This is a genomic window from Acinetobacter sp. Ac_5812 (assembly GCF_013072695.1).
Lineage (GTDB): Bacteria > Pseudomonadota > Gammaproteobacteria > Pseudomonadales > Moraxellaceae > Acinetobacter.
This window is the reverse complement of record NZ_LXUK01000012.1, coordinates 278376-297346: the sequence shown is the minus strand read 5'-3', so window position 1 is coordinate 297346 and position 18971 is coordinate 278376. Positions and strand designations below refer to the sequence as shown.

At 37.9% G+C, this 18971-nt stretch carries 21 protein-coding genes and 1 tRNA gene; 7 read left to right on the top strand and 15 right to left on the bottom strand.

Annotated elements, in window-relative coordinates; genetic code table 11:
- Window positions 1-32: 32 nt before the first annotated feature.
- The gene (locus A7P55_RS10655; RefSeq protein WP_016541155.1) at window positions 33-932 is read right to left on the bottom strand and encodes a hypothetical protein; all 900 of its coding nucleotides are present in this window, start codon (window positions 930-932) and stop codon (window positions 33-35) included.
- A gap of 193 nt (window positions 933-1125) precedes the next feature.
- Between A7P55_RS10655 and A7P55_RS10650 the strand changes: the two genes are divergently transcribed.
- Window positions 1126-1383 (top strand): AlpA family phage regulatory protein, encoded by a 258-nt coding sequence (locus A7P55_RS10650; protein WP_016541154.1) that lies wholly within the window; start codon window positions 1126-1128, stop codon window positions 1381-1383.
- A 99-nt stretch (window positions 1384-1482) separates the two neighbouring features.
- Here A7P55_RS10650 and A7P55_RS10645 read toward each other — a convergent pair whose 3' ends face one another.
- A complete protein-coding gene (locus tag A7P55_RS10645) occupies window positions 1483-2583 on the bottom strand; it encodes an MBL fold metallo-hydrolase (RefSeq protein ID WP_032860717.1) in 1101 nt (366 codons plus the stop codon).
- A gap of 450 nt (window positions 2584-3033) precedes the next feature.
- Here A7P55_RS10645 and A7P55_RS22595 point away from each other — a divergent pair, with 450 nt between their 5' ends.
- Window positions 3034-3513, top strand: a complete 480-nt coding sequence (locus A7P55_RS22595) for a hypothetical protein (protein ID WP_016660198.1) — start codon at window positions 3034-3036, stop codon at window positions 3511-3513.
- Between the two features lie 275 nt (window positions 3514-3788).
- Here the strand turns inward: A7P55_RS22595 and A7P55_RS10635 are convergent, their stop codons facing one another.
- The 4 genes from A7P55_RS10635 to A7P55_RS10620 all read right to left on the bottom strand — a co-directional run bounded on the left by A7P55_RS10635 (window position 3789) and on the right by A7P55_RS10620 (window position 8590).
- Window positions 3789-5009, bottom strand: a complete 1221-nt coding sequence (locus A7P55_RS10635) for an integrase arm-type DNA-binding domain-containing protein (RefSeq protein ID WP_016541152.1) — start codon at window positions 5007-5009, stop codon at window positions 3789-3791.
- A 168-nt stretch (window positions 5010-5177) separates the two neighbouring features.
- Window positions 5178-5267, bottom strand: a tRNA-Ser gene (locus tag A7P55_RS10630).
- An 85-nt stretch (window positions 5268-5352) separates the two neighbouring features.
- Window positions 5353-7383 (bottom strand): NADPH-dependent 2,4-dienoyl-CoA reductase, encoded by a 2031-nt coding sequence (locus tag A7P55_RS10625; RefSeq protein WP_171552086.1) that lies wholly within the window; start codon window positions 7381-7383, stop codon window positions 5353-5355.
- Between the two features lie 289 nt (window positions 7384-7672).
- Window positions 7673-8590, bottom strand: a complete 918-nt coding sequence (locus A7P55_RS10620; RefSeq protein ID WP_171552085.1) for an EamA family transporter — start codon at window positions 8588-8590, stop codon at window positions 7673-7675.
- Between the two features lie 166 nt (window positions 8591-8756).
- Here A7P55_RS10620 and A7P55_RS10615 point away from each other — a divergent pair, with 166 nt between their 5' ends.
- The 3 genes from A7P55_RS10615 (at window position 8757) to A7P55_RS10605 (ending at window position 12095) form a co-directional block, all read left to right on the top strand.
- Window positions 8757-9608 (top strand): LysR substrate-binding domain-containing protein, encoded by an 852-nt coding sequence (locus A7P55_RS10615; RefSeq protein ID WP_171552084.1) that lies wholly within the window; start codon window positions 8757-8759, stop codon window positions 9606-9608.
- 263 nt (window positions 9609-9871) lie between these two features.
- On the top strand, window positions 9872-11215 hold the full coding sequence (gene argG / locus A7P55_RS10610; RefSeq protein ID WP_171552083.1) for an argininosuccinate synthase: 1344 nt from the start codon (window positions 9872-9874) through the stop codon (window positions 11213-11215).
- 196 nt (window positions 11216-11411) lie between these two features.
- Entirely contained in the window at window positions 11412-12095 is a 684-nt protein-coding gene (locus A7P55_RS10605) for a pirin-like bicupin family protein (protein ID WP_171552082.1), read from the top strand.
- A 46-nt stretch (window positions 12096-12141) separates the two neighbouring features.
- On the opposite strand, the gene A7P55_RS10600 is transcribed toward A7P55_RS10605, so the two are convergent.
- Window positions 12142-12372: a hypothetical protein gene (locus A7P55_RS10600; protein WP_171552081.1), complete on the bottom strand. Its 231-nt coding sequence runs from the start codon at window positions 12370-12372 to the stop codon at window positions 12142-12144.
- 386 nt (window positions 12373-12758) lie between these two features.
- Window positions 12759-12977 carry a hypothetical protein gene (locus A7P55_RS10595; RefSeq protein WP_171552080.1) on the bottom strand — a complete coding sequence of 73 codons (219 nt, stop codon included), beginning with the start codon at window positions 12975-12977 and terminating at the stop codon, window positions 12759-12761.
- A 230-nt stretch (window positions 12978-13207) separates the two neighbouring features.
- On the opposite strand from A7P55_RS10595, the gene A7P55_RS10590 reads away from it, so the two are divergent.
- On the top strand, window positions 13208-13585 hold the full coding sequence (locus tag A7P55_RS10590; protein ID WP_171552079.1) for a DUF6232 family protein: 378 nt from the start codon (window positions 13208-13210) through the stop codon (window positions 13583-13585).
- Window positions 13586-14482: 897 nt separating this feature from the next.
- Window positions 14483-14707 (top strand): hypothetical protein, encoded by a 225-nt coding sequence (locus A7P55_RS10585; protein WP_171552078.1) that lies wholly within the window; start codon window positions 14483-14485, stop codon window positions 14705-14707.
- 258 nt (window positions 14708-14965) lie between these two features.
- Here A7P55_RS10585 and A7P55_RS10580 read toward each other — a convergent pair whose 3' ends face one another.
- The 7 genes from A7P55_RS10580 to A7P55_RS10550 are packed head-to-tail and all read right to left on the bottom strand — an operon-like array spanning window position 14966 to window position 18968.
- On the bottom strand, window positions 14966-15334 hold the full coding sequence (locus tag A7P55_RS10580) for a hypothetical protein (RefSeq protein WP_171552077.1): 369 nt from the start codon (window positions 15332-15334) through the stop codon (window positions 14966-14968).
- Window positions 15335-15336: 2 nt separating this feature from the next.
- Window positions 15337-15633 (bottom strand): DUF6527 family protein, encoded by a 297-nt coding sequence (locus tag A7P55_RS10575; protein WP_171552076.1) that lies wholly within the window; start codon window positions 15631-15633, stop codon window positions 15337-15339.
- Complete coding sequence (locus A7P55_RS10570; RefSeq protein ID WP_171552075.1) at window positions 15633-16142, bottom strand: glycoside hydrolase family protein; 510 nt, start codon at window positions 16140-16142, stop codon at window positions 15633-15635. The genes A7P55_RS10575 and A7P55_RS10570 overlap by 1 nt, the downstream gene beginning before the upstream one ends.
- Complete coding sequence (locus A7P55_RS10565; RefSeq protein WP_171552074.1) at window positions 16126-16401, bottom strand: holin; 276 nt, start codon at window positions 16399-16401, stop codon at window positions 16126-16128. Before A7P55_RS10565 ends, A7P55_RS10570 begins: the two co-directional genes overlap by 17 nt.
- 59 nt (window positions 16402-16460) lie before the next feature.
- Entirely contained in the window at window positions 16461-17633 is a 1173-nt protein-coding gene (locus A7P55_RS22470; RefSeq protein ID WP_216078024.1) for a hypothetical protein, read from the bottom strand.
- On the bottom strand, window positions 17623-17946 hold the full coding sequence (locus A7P55_RS10555) for a hypothetical protein (protein WP_171552073.1): 324 nt from the start codon (window positions 17944-17946) through the stop codon (window positions 17623-17625). Before A7P55_RS10555 ends, A7P55_RS22470 begins: the two co-directional genes overlap by 11 nt.
- Before the next feature lie 59 nt (window positions 17947-18005).
- Window positions 18006-18968 (bottom strand): hypothetical protein, encoded by a 963-nt coding sequence (locus tag A7P55_RS10550; protein ID WP_171552072.1) that lies wholly within the window; start codon window positions 18966-18968, stop codon window positions 18006-18008.
- Window positions 18969-18971 lie beyond the last annotated feature (3 nt).

The window sequence follows — 18971 nt, the reverse complement described above, 5'->3', positions numbered from 1 at the left end:
GTTTGCAGTTTTCTAATGTATTTAGGCCAAGATTACTTTGGCATGTCTAATATTTGAGTGAGAAAGTCAGGTTGTTTACGTAATAAATTTTTGATCACTTCAGGCTGATAAGCTGTATTAAATGGAAGCTGCTTCTTCAGCAAAATTGATGGGTCATCAATCTGCAAGGCGTTTTGAAGCTCTCGGCATGTAACTCTAAGTTGTCTAATTTTATTGATATAGGTCTGCTCTCGAGTTGCAGTTATGATTAAGCCTGAACCTAGTTTGTAGCTTGGCGGATTTACTTTAAATTGTTTGAACTCTTGCTGAAGCTCTTCTAGAGTTTTCATTTTTTCTTCTAATTGGGTTTCTATCCACTTTTTATCAAATTGCTTAAGTACAAGGTCTAATTCTGGTAAGACACTGTCTACAGCTGTATTCAGATTATCCCATTTGCCTTGGGCTTGAGCTTTATTCAGCATAAAGTCAAAAATCACTTGATGCTTTTTATATAGGTTCTTTTGATACCGTTTATTTGCTCCACGCACTCCTCTTATTCTAGTATGAATTTTCTTGCTAAAAAGAATATCTACATCCATCTCAGCATACTGAATAATTATTTCTTTATACGCTTTTTTTATCTCTTTATCTGAGAGCTCATCAAATTGTTCTATCAGCTCAAAGATGAGACTTAAAACTTCTAAAAAGTCATGACTTGAATACGTTTTATTATATCTTTTAACAATAATAGGCTGCTCCATGAGTTCAACAATTTGTTGTAACTCCTCTTCCTTAAAATTCCTCTGAATCTCTTGCAAATAAGCTAGCCCCAAATCATCCCTATCGGGTGCTTCGATATCATGCTCATATGTAGCTTTCGTACAGTAGTTAAGAAACCCTTGGCATACCTCAAAAACAAATACAAATAATTCATTTTGATCTACATAAGCCATAAAACTTCCACCTCAATTATTCTGTTATTTATCAGATACGTTTTATATCACTATAGTATAGTAAATCTTTACTTAACTAGAATTATTAAAATCATGGACATGGATCGATATGATTGTGGCATAGCAAGTTAGAAAGGATCTAGCCAATTAGATTCATAACTTAAATGTCAATTTATTACTGGAATCATATACCATGCTAGAGCATCGTTATCGTGTTAGAGATTTGGTCAACTATCCTGAACGTCCCGCAAAGGACTATGTGGATCGTGGTGGCCGCAGAAGAAGACTCTCAAATAAGTCTGCCAGCAAAGGTTTGTTAAATATTGCAGAATCTACTTTTTGGAAGATGGTACGTCGAGGAGACTTTCCCGCACCGACATACCTGACCTCAAGTATGCCGACTTGGACTGAAAGCCAGATCCATGAGTGGCTTGAGCAGAAAAATAATTAAGCAGTATAAAAAACTGCCTGTCATAGACAGGCTGTTTTTTTATCGCGAATTAAATCATGAGATTTTGCATAAGCTTTGTTGTAGTTAATTTTAGAAAACTTAATTATCAGTATCATCTACTTCATAGGAAAACTCTAATGGGGTTACTGAACCCCAGCCAGCTCGTTCAGGCATTCCATTATAATGTCGTTTTGTACTTCCTTTAGTTGCAATAACTTTAAACCCTCTACGCATAAAAGCATTCACAACACGATCTCTTGGATGCTTTTTAGAGGATTGGGATGCTGATACAAATGCCGTCTTATTTAAAATAAGATTATGCGCATCAAAATTGATCGGCTCACCTAATAAACGGTTTAGTACAGTAGTAGATACATTTCTCCGACTACCGTGATGTGGTACTTGAACAAACTTTAAATCCTCTTTCAGTCTTAAATTGTTTTGTTCAGCAAAAATACAAGCTCTATCAATAGCTTCGACACCACTATCACCAGTAAGTACGAATCCGCGTCCTAATAAATTTGCATATAGCACTACACTACTATTATTTTCTGCTGAAGTTTGAACGTTATTAGGAAGATTCTCATCAGTCCATGATTCCTCTAGTAGCTTCGCAACTGTTTCAACAAGATTTTCTAAGCCATCCATAATATTTTCAAAAACCATTTTTGCTTTTGGTGGAGTTTTTGAAAAGTCTGGTACTAATGTATTTTTGTACCAATCTTCATCAGGAGACAGAACTGTAAATGGTCCAATTTGTGCGCCTGCATAAGGTTCATACACTGGAATAGATTGCTGTATAGCTAGTTCATACACACGATGTGCAAGTCTCAATTTAGTTTTCATACGTTCACTAAGACTATTTGCAGTCATACGTCCATCATGAAATAGATCTAGAATCTCTGCACTATATTTCCACGGTTGATGGATCCAAACTTCACCAACTTTCATATTTTCCAGCACATATGTTAATCCAGAAACATGATCACCGTCAGGATGTGAATTGATAAGATAGTCAATCTTATCCATACCATAGTATTTTTTAATATGTTCAACCATAGCTTTGCCAGATGTTTGAGTTCCACCATCATAGGCAATGATTTTTTCTACATTATCTTCAACGTAATGAAAAAGTATGCAATCTCCACTTTTTTCCCCATTTCCAACAGGCAAAAACTCTATCTCATAACTTGTAATCAACTTAAAACCCCAAAACCATTCTTGTATAGTAAGTGGTAGCTATTTTTTATATTTCAATTAAAATTTAATGATTTCTTTTAGTTAGTAAGTTATGCGTTGTTGGACTTTTTTGAATTTCTCCATCCCTGAAGTTAGCTATAAATTTTACTGATAACCTTGGGAGTGCGAGAGTAAGTCTTTAGAATTCCTGTATAGGAGTATCTAAACGCCTAATACTAAAAAACCTGCATCCTACCGAAACTACATATACTTTATAGAATGAGAAAATATAGTGAAACTATCCGACTATTTTGATCAATACTCACTTTCTGCACGAGTAAGACCTGCACTCTTTATTGTGTTACCAATTATATTAACGGCATATATACTGTTTGAACCACTTAGAACACTATTAGGCTCTCTGTTAACAATCTTATTGACTTGTGGAGTAGTTAATTTTTTTCCAACCAAATGTCATCAAAAGGAAATTTAATTCAACAGACATTATTTACTAAATGGGGTGGTGCCCCTACAACTCTTATTTTACGCCATTCAAACAATGAGCTTGATAAATTTACAAAACAAAGATATAGAGAAAAGCTAGTTTCCCTAGTATCAAATTTTAAAAATGTTACTGAAAGAGCTGAAAGGTCTAATCCTGCTAATGCTGATCAATACTATATTTCAGCAATTAACTACCTAAAAGAAAAAACAAGAGATAGTAAAAAATATCCTTTAATTCTTAAAGAAAATATGAATTGTGGATTTAGCAGAAATCTATTAGCTTTTAAAACCACAGCTATAGTAATTATCTTAGCCTCCTTACTAATAAGTCTTTCAATAATCTTTGTTAAATTCAAAGATAAATATGTTGATATAAACTCTCTAAGCTTATTACCATCTGAATACTATGTTCTAATCATCCTACACGTTATTTTTCTATTAATTTAGTGTTTCATGATAAATGAAACATGGGTAAAAGTTAGAGCATATGCATATGCAAAATGTCTTTTATCCTCTTGTGAAGAGATAGCTTAAAAAATTACTCACTCAGCACTCATTACAACTGCTATTTAAGACAATGGTCATTATATAAAATTAATTACTTATGCATAAACACCTCATTTCTTTAAAATAAACAGAGCCAATTTGAAAAAAATTGGCTTCTCTTAGACTTGTCTTTAATATTTTTTCCTAGCAATTTAATTACAAGATCAGCATTCTTCTCACTTCAGTTCACTATATTCAAGCAATGATTCCAAATAGTTAGCCCATTCCTGCATCATCTCCCTACGATTATTCAGAAACTTAGTTCGGTTGTAGGCTGTACCATTATTGTCTTTTACTTTATGGGCTAACTGGTGCTCAATAAAGTCCACACGCTGCTCCAGAATTTCATCCAGCATGGTACGTGCAGTTGCCCTAAAGCCATGTGCTGTCTGTTCACCACCATAGCCCAAGCGTTTTAAAGCGGAGTTAATGGTATTGTCAGAAATAAAGGTTTTACCATCCCGCCCTACGAAAATGTATTCGCTGTATGGATGCAGATCAATAATTGACTCAATCAAGTTAAAAGCTTGATCTGACAGAGGCACAATATGAAGTTGCTTGGTTTTACTGGCTGTAAATTTAAAGCAGCGTTCCTCACGATAGAAATAATCCTTTTTCAGCTTGCGAATCTCCCCAGGTCGCTGAAAAGTCAGGACCGAGATTTTTAATGCTACCTGTGTGGTCAGCAAACAACGTGTATAAAGCTTAGAGTAATTCCAAATTTTATTCAGCATTGGGGCTAGGTCTTGCTCTTCTGTCACAGCTGCAAAATTTCCACTCTGTGGTTTTGGTAATTCAATATCTTCAATCGGATTATATTGGATGAGCTTTTTTTTACGCGCAGATTTAAAGATTTGGTTGAGGTCTGATTTAAGGCGCTTGGCAACAGACAAAGCTCCACGCTCAATAATGCGCTTAAAGACCTTAATCTCAAGAATTTCTAAGGTAAGCTGTGGAAAGGTTAAATCACCAACGTATGGATAGACATCATGCTTTAAACGACGGATCGTCTCTTCATCTTGTTTTTGCTCTAGCTCACGTTTATACAGCCATGCTTCAGCGACGATACGAAAGGTGTTTTCTGCTTCTTTCTGTTTCTGAGACTTGGTTTCAATCCGCTCCATTGCTGGATCAATACCCTGCTTGATGAGTTTCTTATATTCATCACGAATAGTACGAGCGTCGTCTAACGAAACTTCTGGGTAAGTACCTAAAGATAAATCGTTACGCTTGCCTAGGAACGGACGTGTGTAATTGAAGATCCAATACTTGCTACCACTCTGGTCTATACGCAGATAAAGGTTTCCACCATCTGACAGTTTATACATCTTATCAGGATCAGGTTTAGCTTTTTTAACCTGTAAAGCACTAAGCTTGTTTATTCCACGAGTTGCCATAATTCAGACATAAAAAAATGCAGTAAGAAATAATCTTACTGCATTTTTTACTACTTTATAACTACCGATTGGCGTAGTGCGTCACGGCTTGTTATATTGTAAATCTCCAACTTTAACCTTATAAATCATAAACTTATATCGTGTTAAACAGTGTCAGAAACTTGAATTTGGCGGAAGCGGTGAGATTCGAACTCACGGAGGACTCACACCCTCGTCGGTTTTCAAGACCGGTGCATTAAACCGCTCTGCCACGCTTCCATGTGCGTAAGAATACAAAGCTTGCCCTCTTTATACAAGAGAAATTTAATTGCAATGTATTCAAATGCATAATGTTTCATCAATTTTAGAGTTTTGCGGCTAATTCAGCGCCATCTCTAATCGCACGCTTGGCATCAAGCTCAGCTGCAAGCTTCGCACCACCAATAATATGGTAGTTCGCCGACGTATTCTCACCGTCTTTAGGCATGAGATCTTTCACCGACTCTTGCCCTGCACACACCACAATCGTATCGACACGCAATAACTGATCATGACCATTATGTTCTACCCATAATCCTTCATCAGTTACCGCTTTATATTGCACACCACGCAACATACGTACGGCATGCTTTTTCAACTGTGCTCGATGCACCCAACCAGAGGTTTTACCCAAACCGATTCCAAGTGGTGTAGTTTTGCGCTGTATTAAATAAATCTGACGTACTGGAATTTCAACTTCTGGGCGTTGCATTCCACCTTCAGAGATATAGTTTGGATCTGGGTCTACACCCCACTCACGTTGCCATTCTGCTAAGGGTTGCGGCTGAGGTTGGTGTGGTGGTTTTAACAGGAACTCTGATACATCAAAGCCAATCCCGCCTGCACCAATCACGGCGACCTTATGGCCCACTTCTGCGCCGCGTAATACTTCAGCATATGACAACACTTGAGGTGCGGTACTGCCTTGAATTTTTAATGCACGTGGTACAACACCTGTTGCCACAATTACTTCATCAAAGCCTTCACGTTCTAACTGCTCGCGACTTACACGTGTATTTAAACGGACATCTACACCTGTCTGTTTGAGTTGTACTTTAAAATAACGAATTGTCTCATGGAATTCTTCTTTACCAGGTACAACTTTAGCCAAATTAAACTGACCGCCAACATCATTATTTGCTTCAAATAAAGTTACGGCGTGACCTCGACTAGCAGCAACCGTGGCAGCAGACATACCAGCGACACCACCACCGACAACCGCGATACGTTTTGGTTTTTTAGTTTTGATATAAACCAGTTCTGTTTCATGACAAGCCTGTGGATTGACTAAACAGCTAACACGTTCATTCTTAAATGCATGATCTAAACACGCTTGGTTACATGCAATACAGGTATTAATTTCATCAACACGATTGGTCGCGGTTTTATTTACCCAATACGCATCGGCCAAGAATGGACGTGCCATTTGCACCATATCGGCCTTACCAGAAGCAATAATTTCTTCCGCAGTATCAGGCATATTGATACGATTCGATGCAATCACAGGAACAGATACGTGCTGTTTTACTGCTGCGGTGTAATCCACAAATGCGGCACGTGGTACTGAAGTCACAATGGTAGGAACACGGGCTTCATGCCAGCCAATCCCTGTATTTAATAGCGTAATCCCTGCTTTTTCTAATGCTTTGGCAACCACAATCACTTCTTGCATAGTATTACCGTCATGTACCAAATCCAGCAAAGACAAACGGAATGCAATAATGAATTTTTCACCCACTTTAGCGCGAATCGCTTTGACAATCTCTACGGGGAAACGCATACGATTTTCAATATCACCGCCCCAACGGTCAGTACGCTTATTCACATGGCTACTTAAGAACTGGTTAATCAAATAACCTTCTGAACCCATGATTTCGACGCCATCATAGCCTGCTTTTTTCGCCAAGCTGGCACAACGTGCATAATCTTCAATGGTCGCCAATATCTGAGAATCAGACATTTGGCGTGGTTTAAATGGGTTGATCGGTGCTTGAATCGGTGAAGAAGATACTGAAAACGGATGATAACCATAGCGACCAGAATGCAGGATTTGCATCAAAATCTTCGCGCCATGCTTATGTACTGCATGGGTGACTAAGCGATGATGAGGAATATCCGCCAAGCTATTCATAGTGCCACCAGCAGGCAACAACCAACCTTGACGGTTTGGAGAAATACCACCTGTGATGATTAAGCCGACACCACCCTTTGCACGCTCACCAAAATAAGCAGCGAGCTTTGGATAGTTAAAGAAACGATCTTCTAAACCGGAGTGCATCGAACCCATTACCACACGGTTTTTAATAGTAGTAAAACCCAAATGTAATGGTTTTAAGATATTTGCATAGCTAGTCATGATATTCCTTCTTAATTTTGGCTTTGCAACTTGTTGCATAGTACTTTAATACTTTTTTATTGATTTGGGATGACCCGAGATAAGAATTTAATGGTTGAAATTGTCAATTCAACTTAAAACAGCAACAATCATCATGATGATGCATATAAATCGTTGCACACCAATTAAAACCGAACTTATAAAAAACAGCCATATCCATATGGCTGCTTATGTGATGCAAGCTTAAATCATTCAAGGCATCCAGCTTGCAAGCTGATTATCGACCCAATCAAATACTTATATAAATGAACTAATGCTGCTGATTGGCAGAATACGCAAGTGGATTTTTTTGTACCTTCATTTTAAGCGAACTCATCACAATACCCATACAGATAAAAGCGGCACCAATCAGGATATTGAGGGTCAGCGGCTCATGCCAGATCAACGAACCAAAAAATAGACTCAGAATCGGGATACACATAATTGAAATCGAAGCCACAAAGGTATCCACCTGACTGACAATCCAGTTCCAAAGCACAAATGCAAAACCTGTTCCTACCACTGCAATATAAAATAACGCAGATTCATTCACAGGATTTAACCAAACCTGAGTATCTACAGGCTCAAACAATAAGGCCATAACAAACATTAAGCTTCCACCTAGCAAAAGCTGCCAAATGGTCAATTTAATTTTGTCGTATGTGGCAAAATTCTTTTTGATGTAAACCGTCGATAATGCCCAAAAAAATCCTGAACCAATTAATAACACCTGCCCCAGCAATGACATATTCAAATGTACATGATGTAATTGAGGCCACAGAATGGCGATTAAACCAAATGTGCCAAGCACCAACCCCGTCATTTTCTGACGATTTAAACGCTCATTCAGAAAATAGTGTGCCAAGACACCAATAAAAATTGGCATGGTAAAGACCAAAACTGCTGATAAACCTGAATCAACAAATTGCATGGCAAAGGTCTGCGTGGCATAGAAACCAAAACAGATCAATACACTTAAAATGATTAAGGGCTTCCACTCATCCTGCTCAGGTAAAATGGATTTTTTTAAAATCCGTTGTACAAGCATTAATGTCAATGCCGCTAAAATCAATCGAGTAGAAATAAATAAGAAGGGTGGAAACACTTGTAGGCTATGTTTAACCAAACCCCATAAAGACCCCCACACCAAGCATAGCAATGCAATGGCACTGACGACTCGAATATTCACGTGTTGTACTCAACCGACAAAAAGTAAGCTTAGTGTATAAAATAAATGACATCATGAATAATGCTATGTTTTAATAGATACATCATTTTTTTTGATGCCTAATGAAGTGATAGCTTTACAGCCAAACCTTGATTATCGCATTAAACTGAAATATTGAGGACTTGCCGTGAATATTGATATTAGTGATATCCGATCATTTGTCACTGTAGCCGAGCTAAAAAGTATTACCGCAGCGGCAAATAAGCTCAATTATTTACAGTCTAATATGACTGCAAAAATTAAAAAGATTGAAAATCACTATAAGCGCCAACTGTTTATTCGTAAGCCTAAAGGCGTCGAACTGACTGAATCTGGCATGAATTTATATGCCCAATATAAAAAAATGATTTTCACTTGGGAAGAAACTGAAAATAAAATCTATCAACAAGAAAGCGTTTTACGCTTTGGCACCAATACCAGTTTAGGTGGAATGCGTTTCTACCCCTCTTTTAGCCAGCTCTATGAAGCTTACCCTGACCTTTCGATTACCATGAAAACAGGCCCAACAGGTTATATTGAAGACGAGATTTTAGCGGGTAATTTGGATATCGCTTATGCCCTAGGACATCCCAAACATAAAAATCTGCAATATATTCAAAAGGCAGAAGATCAACTGGTGATTATTGGTAAAAACATGATCAACCATGACAGTCTGGAAGAATGTCTGAATCATCAAAATATCTTGCTGGCTTCCGAACAATGCTGTTATGCCACCACTTTAGACAGTATCTATGCGGACTATAAGCTTAAAAAAGGTGAACTCACCCATATTTACGATCATGAAGCTCTAATTCACTTTACCCAATTAGGGATGGGCATTTCGATGATCGCCAAATCCTTGATTGGAAAATATAACATTCAGTACTACCGTGAAACGCCTGAACAGTATCGGGATATCGGTCTTTATCTGATTGCACGCCATGATCATGTGTTCACACCGATTGAGAAACAATTTATTGGCTTAAATGATTCGCTTTAAATGAGATACTTTTTATCAATGGTATTTGCCTACTTTTCACTGAAGACCTTTTAAAGTTCGACGCCTGTTAACACCTTATGCTGAATACTTATCGTAAAACTTTATATTTTTCCGATGTTAATCTATTTTTCAAATGAAAAAAAAAGAATTCCTTTCCTAACACAAAAAAAATCGATTTGAAAAGTGATATAGTACTGAGCGTATAAATTCTCTTTGGTCACCGATGTATTAGGGTGCCTATTTCGAAATAGTTAGGACTAGCAATGACTGATAATGCAACGATCTTGCAGCATGTACCAGTAGGTAAAAAAGTTGGGATTGCCTTCTCTGGTGGTTTAGACACTTCAGCAGCTTTATTATGGATGAAACAGAAAGGCGCAGAGCCTTATGCATATACTGCAAATCTGGGTCAGCCTGATGAAGATGACTATGATGCTATTCCAAAGAAAGCTGAACAGTACGGCGCAGTCAAAGCTCGATTAATAGATTGTCGTTTACAACTTGCGCTTGAAGGTATTGCTGCGATTCAATGTGGGGCGTTCCACATCAGCACTGGCGGTGTTCCTTACTTCAATACCACACCTTTAGGTCGTGCAGTGACAGGTACAATGCTTGTTACCGCGATGAAAGAAGATGACGTCAATATTTGGGGTGACGGTTCGACTTATAAAGGTAACGATATTGAACGTTTCTATCGTTACGGTTTATTGACCAACCCTGCGCTTAAAATCTATAAGCCGTGGTTAGACCAAACCTTTATTGATGAGTTAGGCGGCCGTGCCGAAATGTCACAATTCTTAATCGACAACGGTTTTGACTATAAAATGTCAAAAGAAAAGGCATATTCAACAGACTCAAATATGTTGGGCGCGACACACGAAGCCAAAGATTTAGAATACTTGAATGCTGGTATTAAAATCGTAGACCCAATCATGGGCGTTGCGTTCTGGAAAGACGAAGTTGAAATCCAACCAGAAGAAGTGAGCATTACTTTTGAACAAGGTATGCCAGTTGCGCTGAATGGTCAACGTATCGAAGATCCTGTTGAATTCATTCTTGAAGCGAACCGTATCGGTGGTCGTCATGGTCTAGGGATGTCTGACCAAATCGAAAACCGTATCATCGAAGCGAAATCTCGTGGTATCTATGAAGCACCGGGTATGGCTTTGTTACATATCGCTTATGAGCGTTTGGTTACGGGTATTCATAACGAAGATACGATTGAACAATACCGCATTAACGGTTTACGTTTAGGTCGTTTACTTTACCAAGGCCGTTGGTTCGATTCACAAGCGCTCATGCTTCGTGAAACTTCACAGCGTTGGGTTGCTAAAGCGATTACAGGTACGGTGACTTTAGAATTACGTCGTGGTAATGACTACACCATCATGAATACTGAATCTCCTAACCTCACGTATGAAGCTGAGCGTTTAACGATGGAGAAAGGTGATTCAATGTTTACGCCAATGGATCGTATCGGTCAGTTAACCATGCGTAACCTCGATATTACCGATACCCGTGCAAAATTAGGTATCTATACAGAAACAGGTTTGCTTGCAGTTGGCCAAGGCTCTGCAATTCCTCAATTGGAAAACAAATCTAAATAAAAAGATGGGTAAATTAATTTACCCATTTGAAAAGGCTGAATATTTTTATTCAGCCTTTTTTATTTTATCCAAGAAAATACCCATTATTGAATCATTGCATTTATAGAACAATATGTCGCACTTAAAGACTATTTATCGTCATTATGAATCGATAATATAAGCATTAAGCAAAACACAATAATTTGGGAGATGAAAGATGAATGCTTATCTACATCGTAGTGAAAACCGTGGTCATGTCAAAGCGGGTTGGTTAGATACCTACCATAGCTTTTCATTTGGAAGCTGGTATGACCCAAAATATATGGGCGTCAGCGCGCTTCGCGTGATTAACGACGATACAGTTGCTGCGCATAATGGTTTCGGTACTCATCCCCATGACAACATGGAAATTCTAACTTGTGTACTTGATGGCACCATTTCCCATAAAGACAGCATGGGTAACGAAGGCCAGATCAATGCGGGTGAATGGCAATTAATGAGTGCGGGTACAGGCGTAACCCACAGTGAAATGAATAAGCATGATAAAGCGGTGCATCTATTACAGATTTGGATTCAACCGAATGTGCAAGATGCTGAACCGACTTATCAGCAAATTCAACTCAATCCGAAAGATCATCCAAACCAATGGCACTTGATTGCTGGTGATGCGTCTGCGCCAATGTCGATCCGTCAAAATGCTGAAGTGAAAACTGCAGTGATTGAGAAAGATCAACATTTAGAGATTACAGCACAGAAAAAAGTGAACTACGTGCATGTGATTTCAGGCGAAGTCATGATTGCCGATCATTTGGTTAAAGCAGGTGATGCTCTACTGTTTGATGAAACTGCAACCATTACTGCATTGCAAGACAGTCAAATGATCTGGTTTGACCTACCTTAAACTCGGTTTAACTTGTACCTCTTACCCTCAAGGGGTACAAGCTTTTTTAATTATTATTACCACTATCACAACTGCTTGAGTCAGAACTCGAGTCAGCATTAAAACCACAATCATCTACACGCTGATCATTATTATTCTGGACTGAATCGTAGTTTGAGATTGTTGATGAATATGGATGACTATAATCTGAAGAATCTGACGTGGCATCTGTTTTCTTTGCAAAGAAAAATAATAAAACCAAGCCAATCGCAATGACTAAAACAATAAACATCAGCATCACTATCCCCTATTGTGACCCAATCTTTATTTCACACTATAGCTTAATTTTATCCAAAAATAATCGGCATTAAAAAAGCCCGATTAACGGGCTTTTCTACAACCTTGAACATTTTTAAAAACGACCTGAATCGTTTCGTTCGTTGTTAGCTGTGTGTTCAGGTTGTCATATCTTTATTCATTTAGGCAAGATTTCTCTTAAATCCCAAATAGTATATGACTTCCTTATTGATTAAATTAGCACCAACCACTGAGTGAGTCAAGGGCCAAATATCTCACAAAAATTACAGCGCCTTTCACTAAAAAGTGTTGAGCATCGTATTTTATTTTCTAATACATATGAGGAATTCTTCTCAAACTCCCCTCTAATCCCACTTACTTATATATTCAAGAAAAGTTATTCTCAATAAAAGAAGCTGTTCTATTTTTTAGATTAAAAAGTAACATCATTTCAAATATTATTATGGCCTGTAAGCGAAATTTATCACTTTTTCTCCTTTTAATCTTTCCATTCACATCTGTCTTTTCGTCATGAATAGTAATCATAGTTATTGGGTTAGGAGCTAATTCCAACTCCACAGTATCGCCTACTTTTAATTGGTCCATAATGATTACTCAATAAATTAAAATTGAACTAAAATAACTAAATAAATCAGAGATTGAAGCACAGTATAAGAGTCAGGCAACAGTCATTATCATTTACATTAATACTTGGGTATTTTGGTATATTTCTATCAATATAAAGTTGATTTAAAAGTCGTTTATTAAAAACCTTGCTTGATTAATTTTTTTCAATAAAATACATTCTTACATAACTTTACAATGGGTACTAAAAATTGTCAGCAGTACAAAAACCAGAACAAACGCTTTTTTCAAGTGGTAATGTAAGTGTTACAAATGCAAGATTTATTGTAAACAATCAAACGTATGCTGTCCGTAATATCACTTCTGTAGATAAAAGGCTTAAGAAAGCGCCAAAACTCGGGTGGTGGATTTGCGGTGTAATCTTTCTTCTCGCTGGTATTTCAGGCAATAATTTAACTGCTGTGATAATAGTCGGTCTTATTCTTATTGGTGTTGGATTTTTAGTTAAACATAAATACTATGTGGTTCTTAAAACATCCGCTTCTGAGCTACAAGCGCTTGAAAGCGAAGATGAGAATTATATTGATGAAGTAATTCATGCAATAAATCAGGCCATTCTTTATCATTAAAATGAAAGCATAGAAAAGCCCTTCTGGGCTTTTCTATGCGCCAAGTTAAGTATTCCTTTTATTCACATATTATATAAATCCGTACTAACCTCAATGTTTTCAATAATTTAACCTAAAACACAAAGCCCAAAAACGCTAAGTGCTTCAATTTTCAGGCAGCTAAAATATTTGAATAATAATGAAATTGGCTCATAAATATTGGCCCAAATCAAACAATAGAGCCAAGGTGTTCAACTCTTTTAATAAAATGCATCAACATTATTCAAAAGATGTTTAATACTTTTTTGATTATAAAATCGGTAGACTAAAAGTTGAAAATAACTGAAATCCGAAGATAGCTTTTAGACATAAGCTCGTTATAAGCCCCTCTTTTTATTGGTTTCGGTATTTTCATCTTATCGCAAATTTGTCGCAGAATTCTTGAAAATATTGCCATTTTTAGCCATAAGTTCCAATTACTCCAAGTATGTAATGCAACAAACAGGCATAAAAAAAGACCTATAAGCCGCTGATTTACTTATAAGTCCTTGATAAATCTTGGTAGGTATATCCAGACTCGAACTGGAGACCTCTACGATGTCAAGATTGCGCCCTAAACGGTTCAAGACACTGAATTTATTAAAAATAGTGTCTTTTTTAAACCTATAAAAACACTCTAAAACTATAAAACTAACATCAATATAATCAGACCTTTACGGAACCATTCCCCTACACTTTTTAATTGTCCTTCGGTATTAAATTAAATTTATAGCCGCTTATTTTCCGACCAAACACACTCAGCCAAGCATCAAAAATTAACGCCTCTTTGTTTATCCACAAGTTTTAAATTTGAAAACATTTTTGGTTGGATTTAACATTAAACTTGAATTTGTAACTTTTTCAAAATGGATTCGCCTTATGAGACTTCACTATCTAAAGACTGGTAAACTCTATGTTCATATTCAAACTGATCTATTTGAACAACATCAGGATTACTCCGATGTAAGTGGCATATACAATCAAAAATATGTTTTTTCAGAAAAGAAAGAAGGTGCAATGGAGTTCCAAACCAAAACTGCAGCTGAGCGTTATTTGTTTTTAAACAAGCGCAAGCTTAAAGGCTTTGCCGTGGTAATGGAATAAAATGCATTTTGAAAGTGTCATCTCTACGACATAATGTTTCTATATTTATTATTAAGCCCAAATCACTCTTTAAGAACTTATTATTAAAAGGTGGCAAGCCAAAACTTGCCACTGTTTTTTTACTCAACCGCCTTTGCCAATGCCGCATGCCGCGCTGCACACTCGTTTCCTTTCGCCAATGTATCAACTGCCCAAAGCAATGCATTCTTGCCTGTGCCGCCTTCCAGATAGCTAAATTTAGGACAAGGCTCTAATAGGTTAGCTGGTATTACCGGCTTCGATAAGGCTATTGATTTGCTGCACGCCGTCATCATCAATACAGCGATTGAAATAAACAGGACGCTCAACGATCTTTTGCACTGTACGTGTAATTGTTTCGACTTCTGTTCTTTGTTCAGACCTGAGTTTTTCATAATCAGCACTCGCTTTATTTACTTTGTCCTGCGCTTTGGCCAAAGCCAAAACCTGCGTACGTTCAATTTTCTGGATCTGCTCAAAACACTTTTGATCTGCCGCTTTAAGTTGGCCAGACTTATGATTGAGCACAGCTAAAGCTGTAATTAAAAAAACGGCGAGAAAACCAATAATGATCTCTCGCCAGAATTTTGCCGCCATGACTATCCACATTTTTAAAGCTCCTCCACCTCTGGCAATTCAATAGTTTGCCCTGCCAATGCATGGTGACAATCTGATAAGAACTGAATCTGGCCATTACGAATAAAAGAATGACATTGGCTTGAATGGCCACCATTAACCATCAGAGACGGCGAGAAAGTTGGCTGTTGTAAATTCCCGTCAAAATTCCATCGAACTTTGTGATGTGGACCAACATGCAAAGGGTGCAAGGTTTTACAACCTGGGCATTCAATAAAGTAAATGCCATTTGACTCAAGCAACACTTTGCTTACTTTAGTAAATTCAGCCATCACTGTGCCTCCATACATTTCTTATGTCGCTCTAATTGCCGTGTCCAAACGCCGTAACAGCGATTTGAGCGGATTGAACAATCGCGCTTAGCCACATACTTGTATTTCAGCAATGAGTCGCACGCAGCTTTATAATTGCCTGCTTTTAAGTTGCGAAGCATTGAAGAATTCGCAAATGCTGTTGTGCCGTACTGATATGAAAAGTCCAAATACACGTCATATTCAGTTTGCGAGAGCTTTACGCCCTTCAATGCATTCTTAAAAGGGATTTCGCGCTTGGACACATCATGACGTAACCACTTATCTGCAGTAGCTCGCGTAATAGCTGTATCAGACATTTTGACGGCAGTACCATCGGGCTTGAACGTTGCCCCATGACCTTGAGTCGGCCTATCCCCCTTCACAGGGATAATCGGTTTTGCAGTAAAACCCTCATCTAATTTTACGGTCGAAAAAAAAGCAGCCGAAGCTGCCAATAAAACCGCTGCAATTTTAGTCTTGTTTTGCATTGCTACAATCCTCAGTCAATTTTTTAATACGTAACTTAGATTCAGTTGTTCTCATCTCGTGTTCCAATTTTTCACGGCGGTTTTTCTGTACAGCAAAAAACAATTGAATGCCGAGGCCGAGTGCTGCAATGATTAAGCCACCCCATGCAAAAACATCAACTTTTGCCATGAATCCCAAAAATGATACCCCTCCACTGCTAACTGTAATTTTCTGACTTATTGCTACAGCACTTGCCTCTACTGCCGAAGTTTCAGACATTTCACTTACTCCAGATATGAAAAAAACGGCTCAATGGCCGCTAAAAGTTTTGTTAAAAATTAAAAATATGAAATTCCGATTGGGGTGGGCTGAATTACAATCACACCATCAGCTACTCCAATACCAGCAGATCCCGTTTGTATACTTTGAGAAACTGTCTCCGCTTCATAATCAGACGTAACATTGTGATCAGAGAAATATAGTGCTTGTCGGATAGTGAAATTGTCGGTATGCATCTGCAAAGCTGCTAACTGTTTTGTTGAGCTGTTAGGTCTAAATGCTACAATCTTGTAGTTTTTATTTGTGATGAATAAAAATGGGGTATTTGCTGTAATGCCCCCATTCAGTGTAAAGCTACCTCTAATCCAAACCATGCCATTAATCTTTGCAAACTGTATATCTCTGTTTACAACATTAGTTGCCACACTTCCGACTGATGTTATTGATACCCAAACGGCAGGAACTGGAAGGCTATCCAGTGTGTACTTAACCTTACTTAAACCTTCAATTAAAGTGTCAGTAGACTGCATACTACCTGATGTTGCATTCAATCCAGTTAGTGCAGTTGATCGCACTCTAGCATCTGTAAAATAAAACCTTAAACCCTCTGGGATATCACTTGTAGTCGAGTTGTGTGGATTACCCTGCGATTGGCTGTGGTCGTATGCAATCTTACCTCTATCCCCTCTGTATGCTGTTGATGAAGTTTCTCCAAGTGCTACACCCCCGCCACCCACTACCACATAAAGCATTCCACTCCATCGGTAAGTCTTATTTGTGTCTACATCAACGTAAATTTTCCCAGTTTCAGGTGTGTAGGGATTACCATTAAGGTCGTTGAATTGGCTAGGATTTACATAGCGGCCATCAAGCACATCATCCACATAAGATGGCAGTTGAGAAGCTGGAACTTTTCCTGATTCATCTAAATCAGCTTTTAGAGACAAGGCTTGATTAACAGCCTGTGCATTGGCTTTTGTATCAACTTCATCTGCAAGATTTTCAAGAACAATCTGTAATGAATCAACTTCAGAATCAACATAAGTGATGTTGGCTTTTAGGGCATTTTGGTCATCAACATAAGATTTTAAATTAGCAATACTCCCTAATGGCTCTGCAACAACATCGTTTGCATCTAGTGTGACTGCTCCCGTTTTCCCATTCACTGATTGAACGGCGCCAAAAGCATCACCATTATTTGGAAGGCGGCCAAAAGTTAATTTAAATTGCATCAGTCACCCCCTCAACCACTAAAAAACAATACTTTTCAGAATGCCCTTTATAAATGCCAGAGACAGCAAGAATGTCCATTTCCGCAACACCTTTTTGCCAGCCCAACGTTTGCACTAAAAATGCTATTTCACCTGGATAAAGATTTTGATCAAGTATTTGTAATTGAACTTGGTGTTTTACATTATTGAGTTTTATCGCGCTGCTGAATTGCATTTCTTGTGTAATAATTTCTGGGTTTCCAGATTCGTCTACTTGAGTCCATGTTCCAAAAAGTGTATCGCCTATTATTAATGTTGGTCGAATTTCATTCATAAGCTACCTTCTAGAAAATAAAAAACCACCCGAAGGTGGTGATTGTGATAAGTAATGTTTTAGCTTCCTGTAGGGGATAAACACACGATCGCCTTTGGTAAATCTCCAGCAACGAAATCTAAAGTGGGATTGGTATTCTGTGAACCATCCCAATACTCTTCAACAACACCATTTTGATAACCGACAAGCTCAACTCTCATGTCTTCACTAGCGGCGTTCGCAACTTCAATATAGTAACCCCAGTGATATCCACCTTCTTCGTTAGGTTTCTCCCTTCTCTTATAACTAATTGTGATCGTGTCAGGCGGTAAATTAAACGAACCTGTGTCTTCATGAATCGGGTAATTAACACCATTCAAGACAATAGATGTGATCAGAGATGCTGAACCATCAGGATCATTTGGAAGTTCACATGTGCTTGTTGCTCCATCACAACTAATCAGATTTGAGATTGCAATCTCGACAGATTTAGGTTGACCGAAATAAGCTAAAACATCACCAAATGGCGAATCTTCACCATACCAAGCGGGCGACCCAACACTCTTACCACCGACAAATTTTGATAAATTTTCAATTGTTTGTACTGGCGTTTCTTCATCAAATGACAATACAAACGTAGAAGTTAAAGTACCATTTTGCATATTACTTGCATCAATATTTGAAGACAGAAGCCAGCCATTAACGATAATGTCAGTAGTAACTCGACCTGTTTTCGTTATATTGAAATTGTTTGCAGAATTGTTTTGATCAACATAGACAAAACGTATAGCCCACAATGCACCTAATCCCCAAGCTTTAGCAGGATCCGGCTCATAAACAGTACCAACGCTATTGCCTAAAACGTCAATCACACCACCTGAAACTGAGGTTATTTTTCCTAAAACTGCGGTGGGGTAATTAACTGTTAATTTCAATAAATTGCTAGAACTTGAGCTTGAACCGCCTGAAAGGTTATTTCCATTCACAGAAGTGTCACTAAAAAAAATAGGGACTCGAAGCCCCATTGGTATATTGCTTTTCATTGT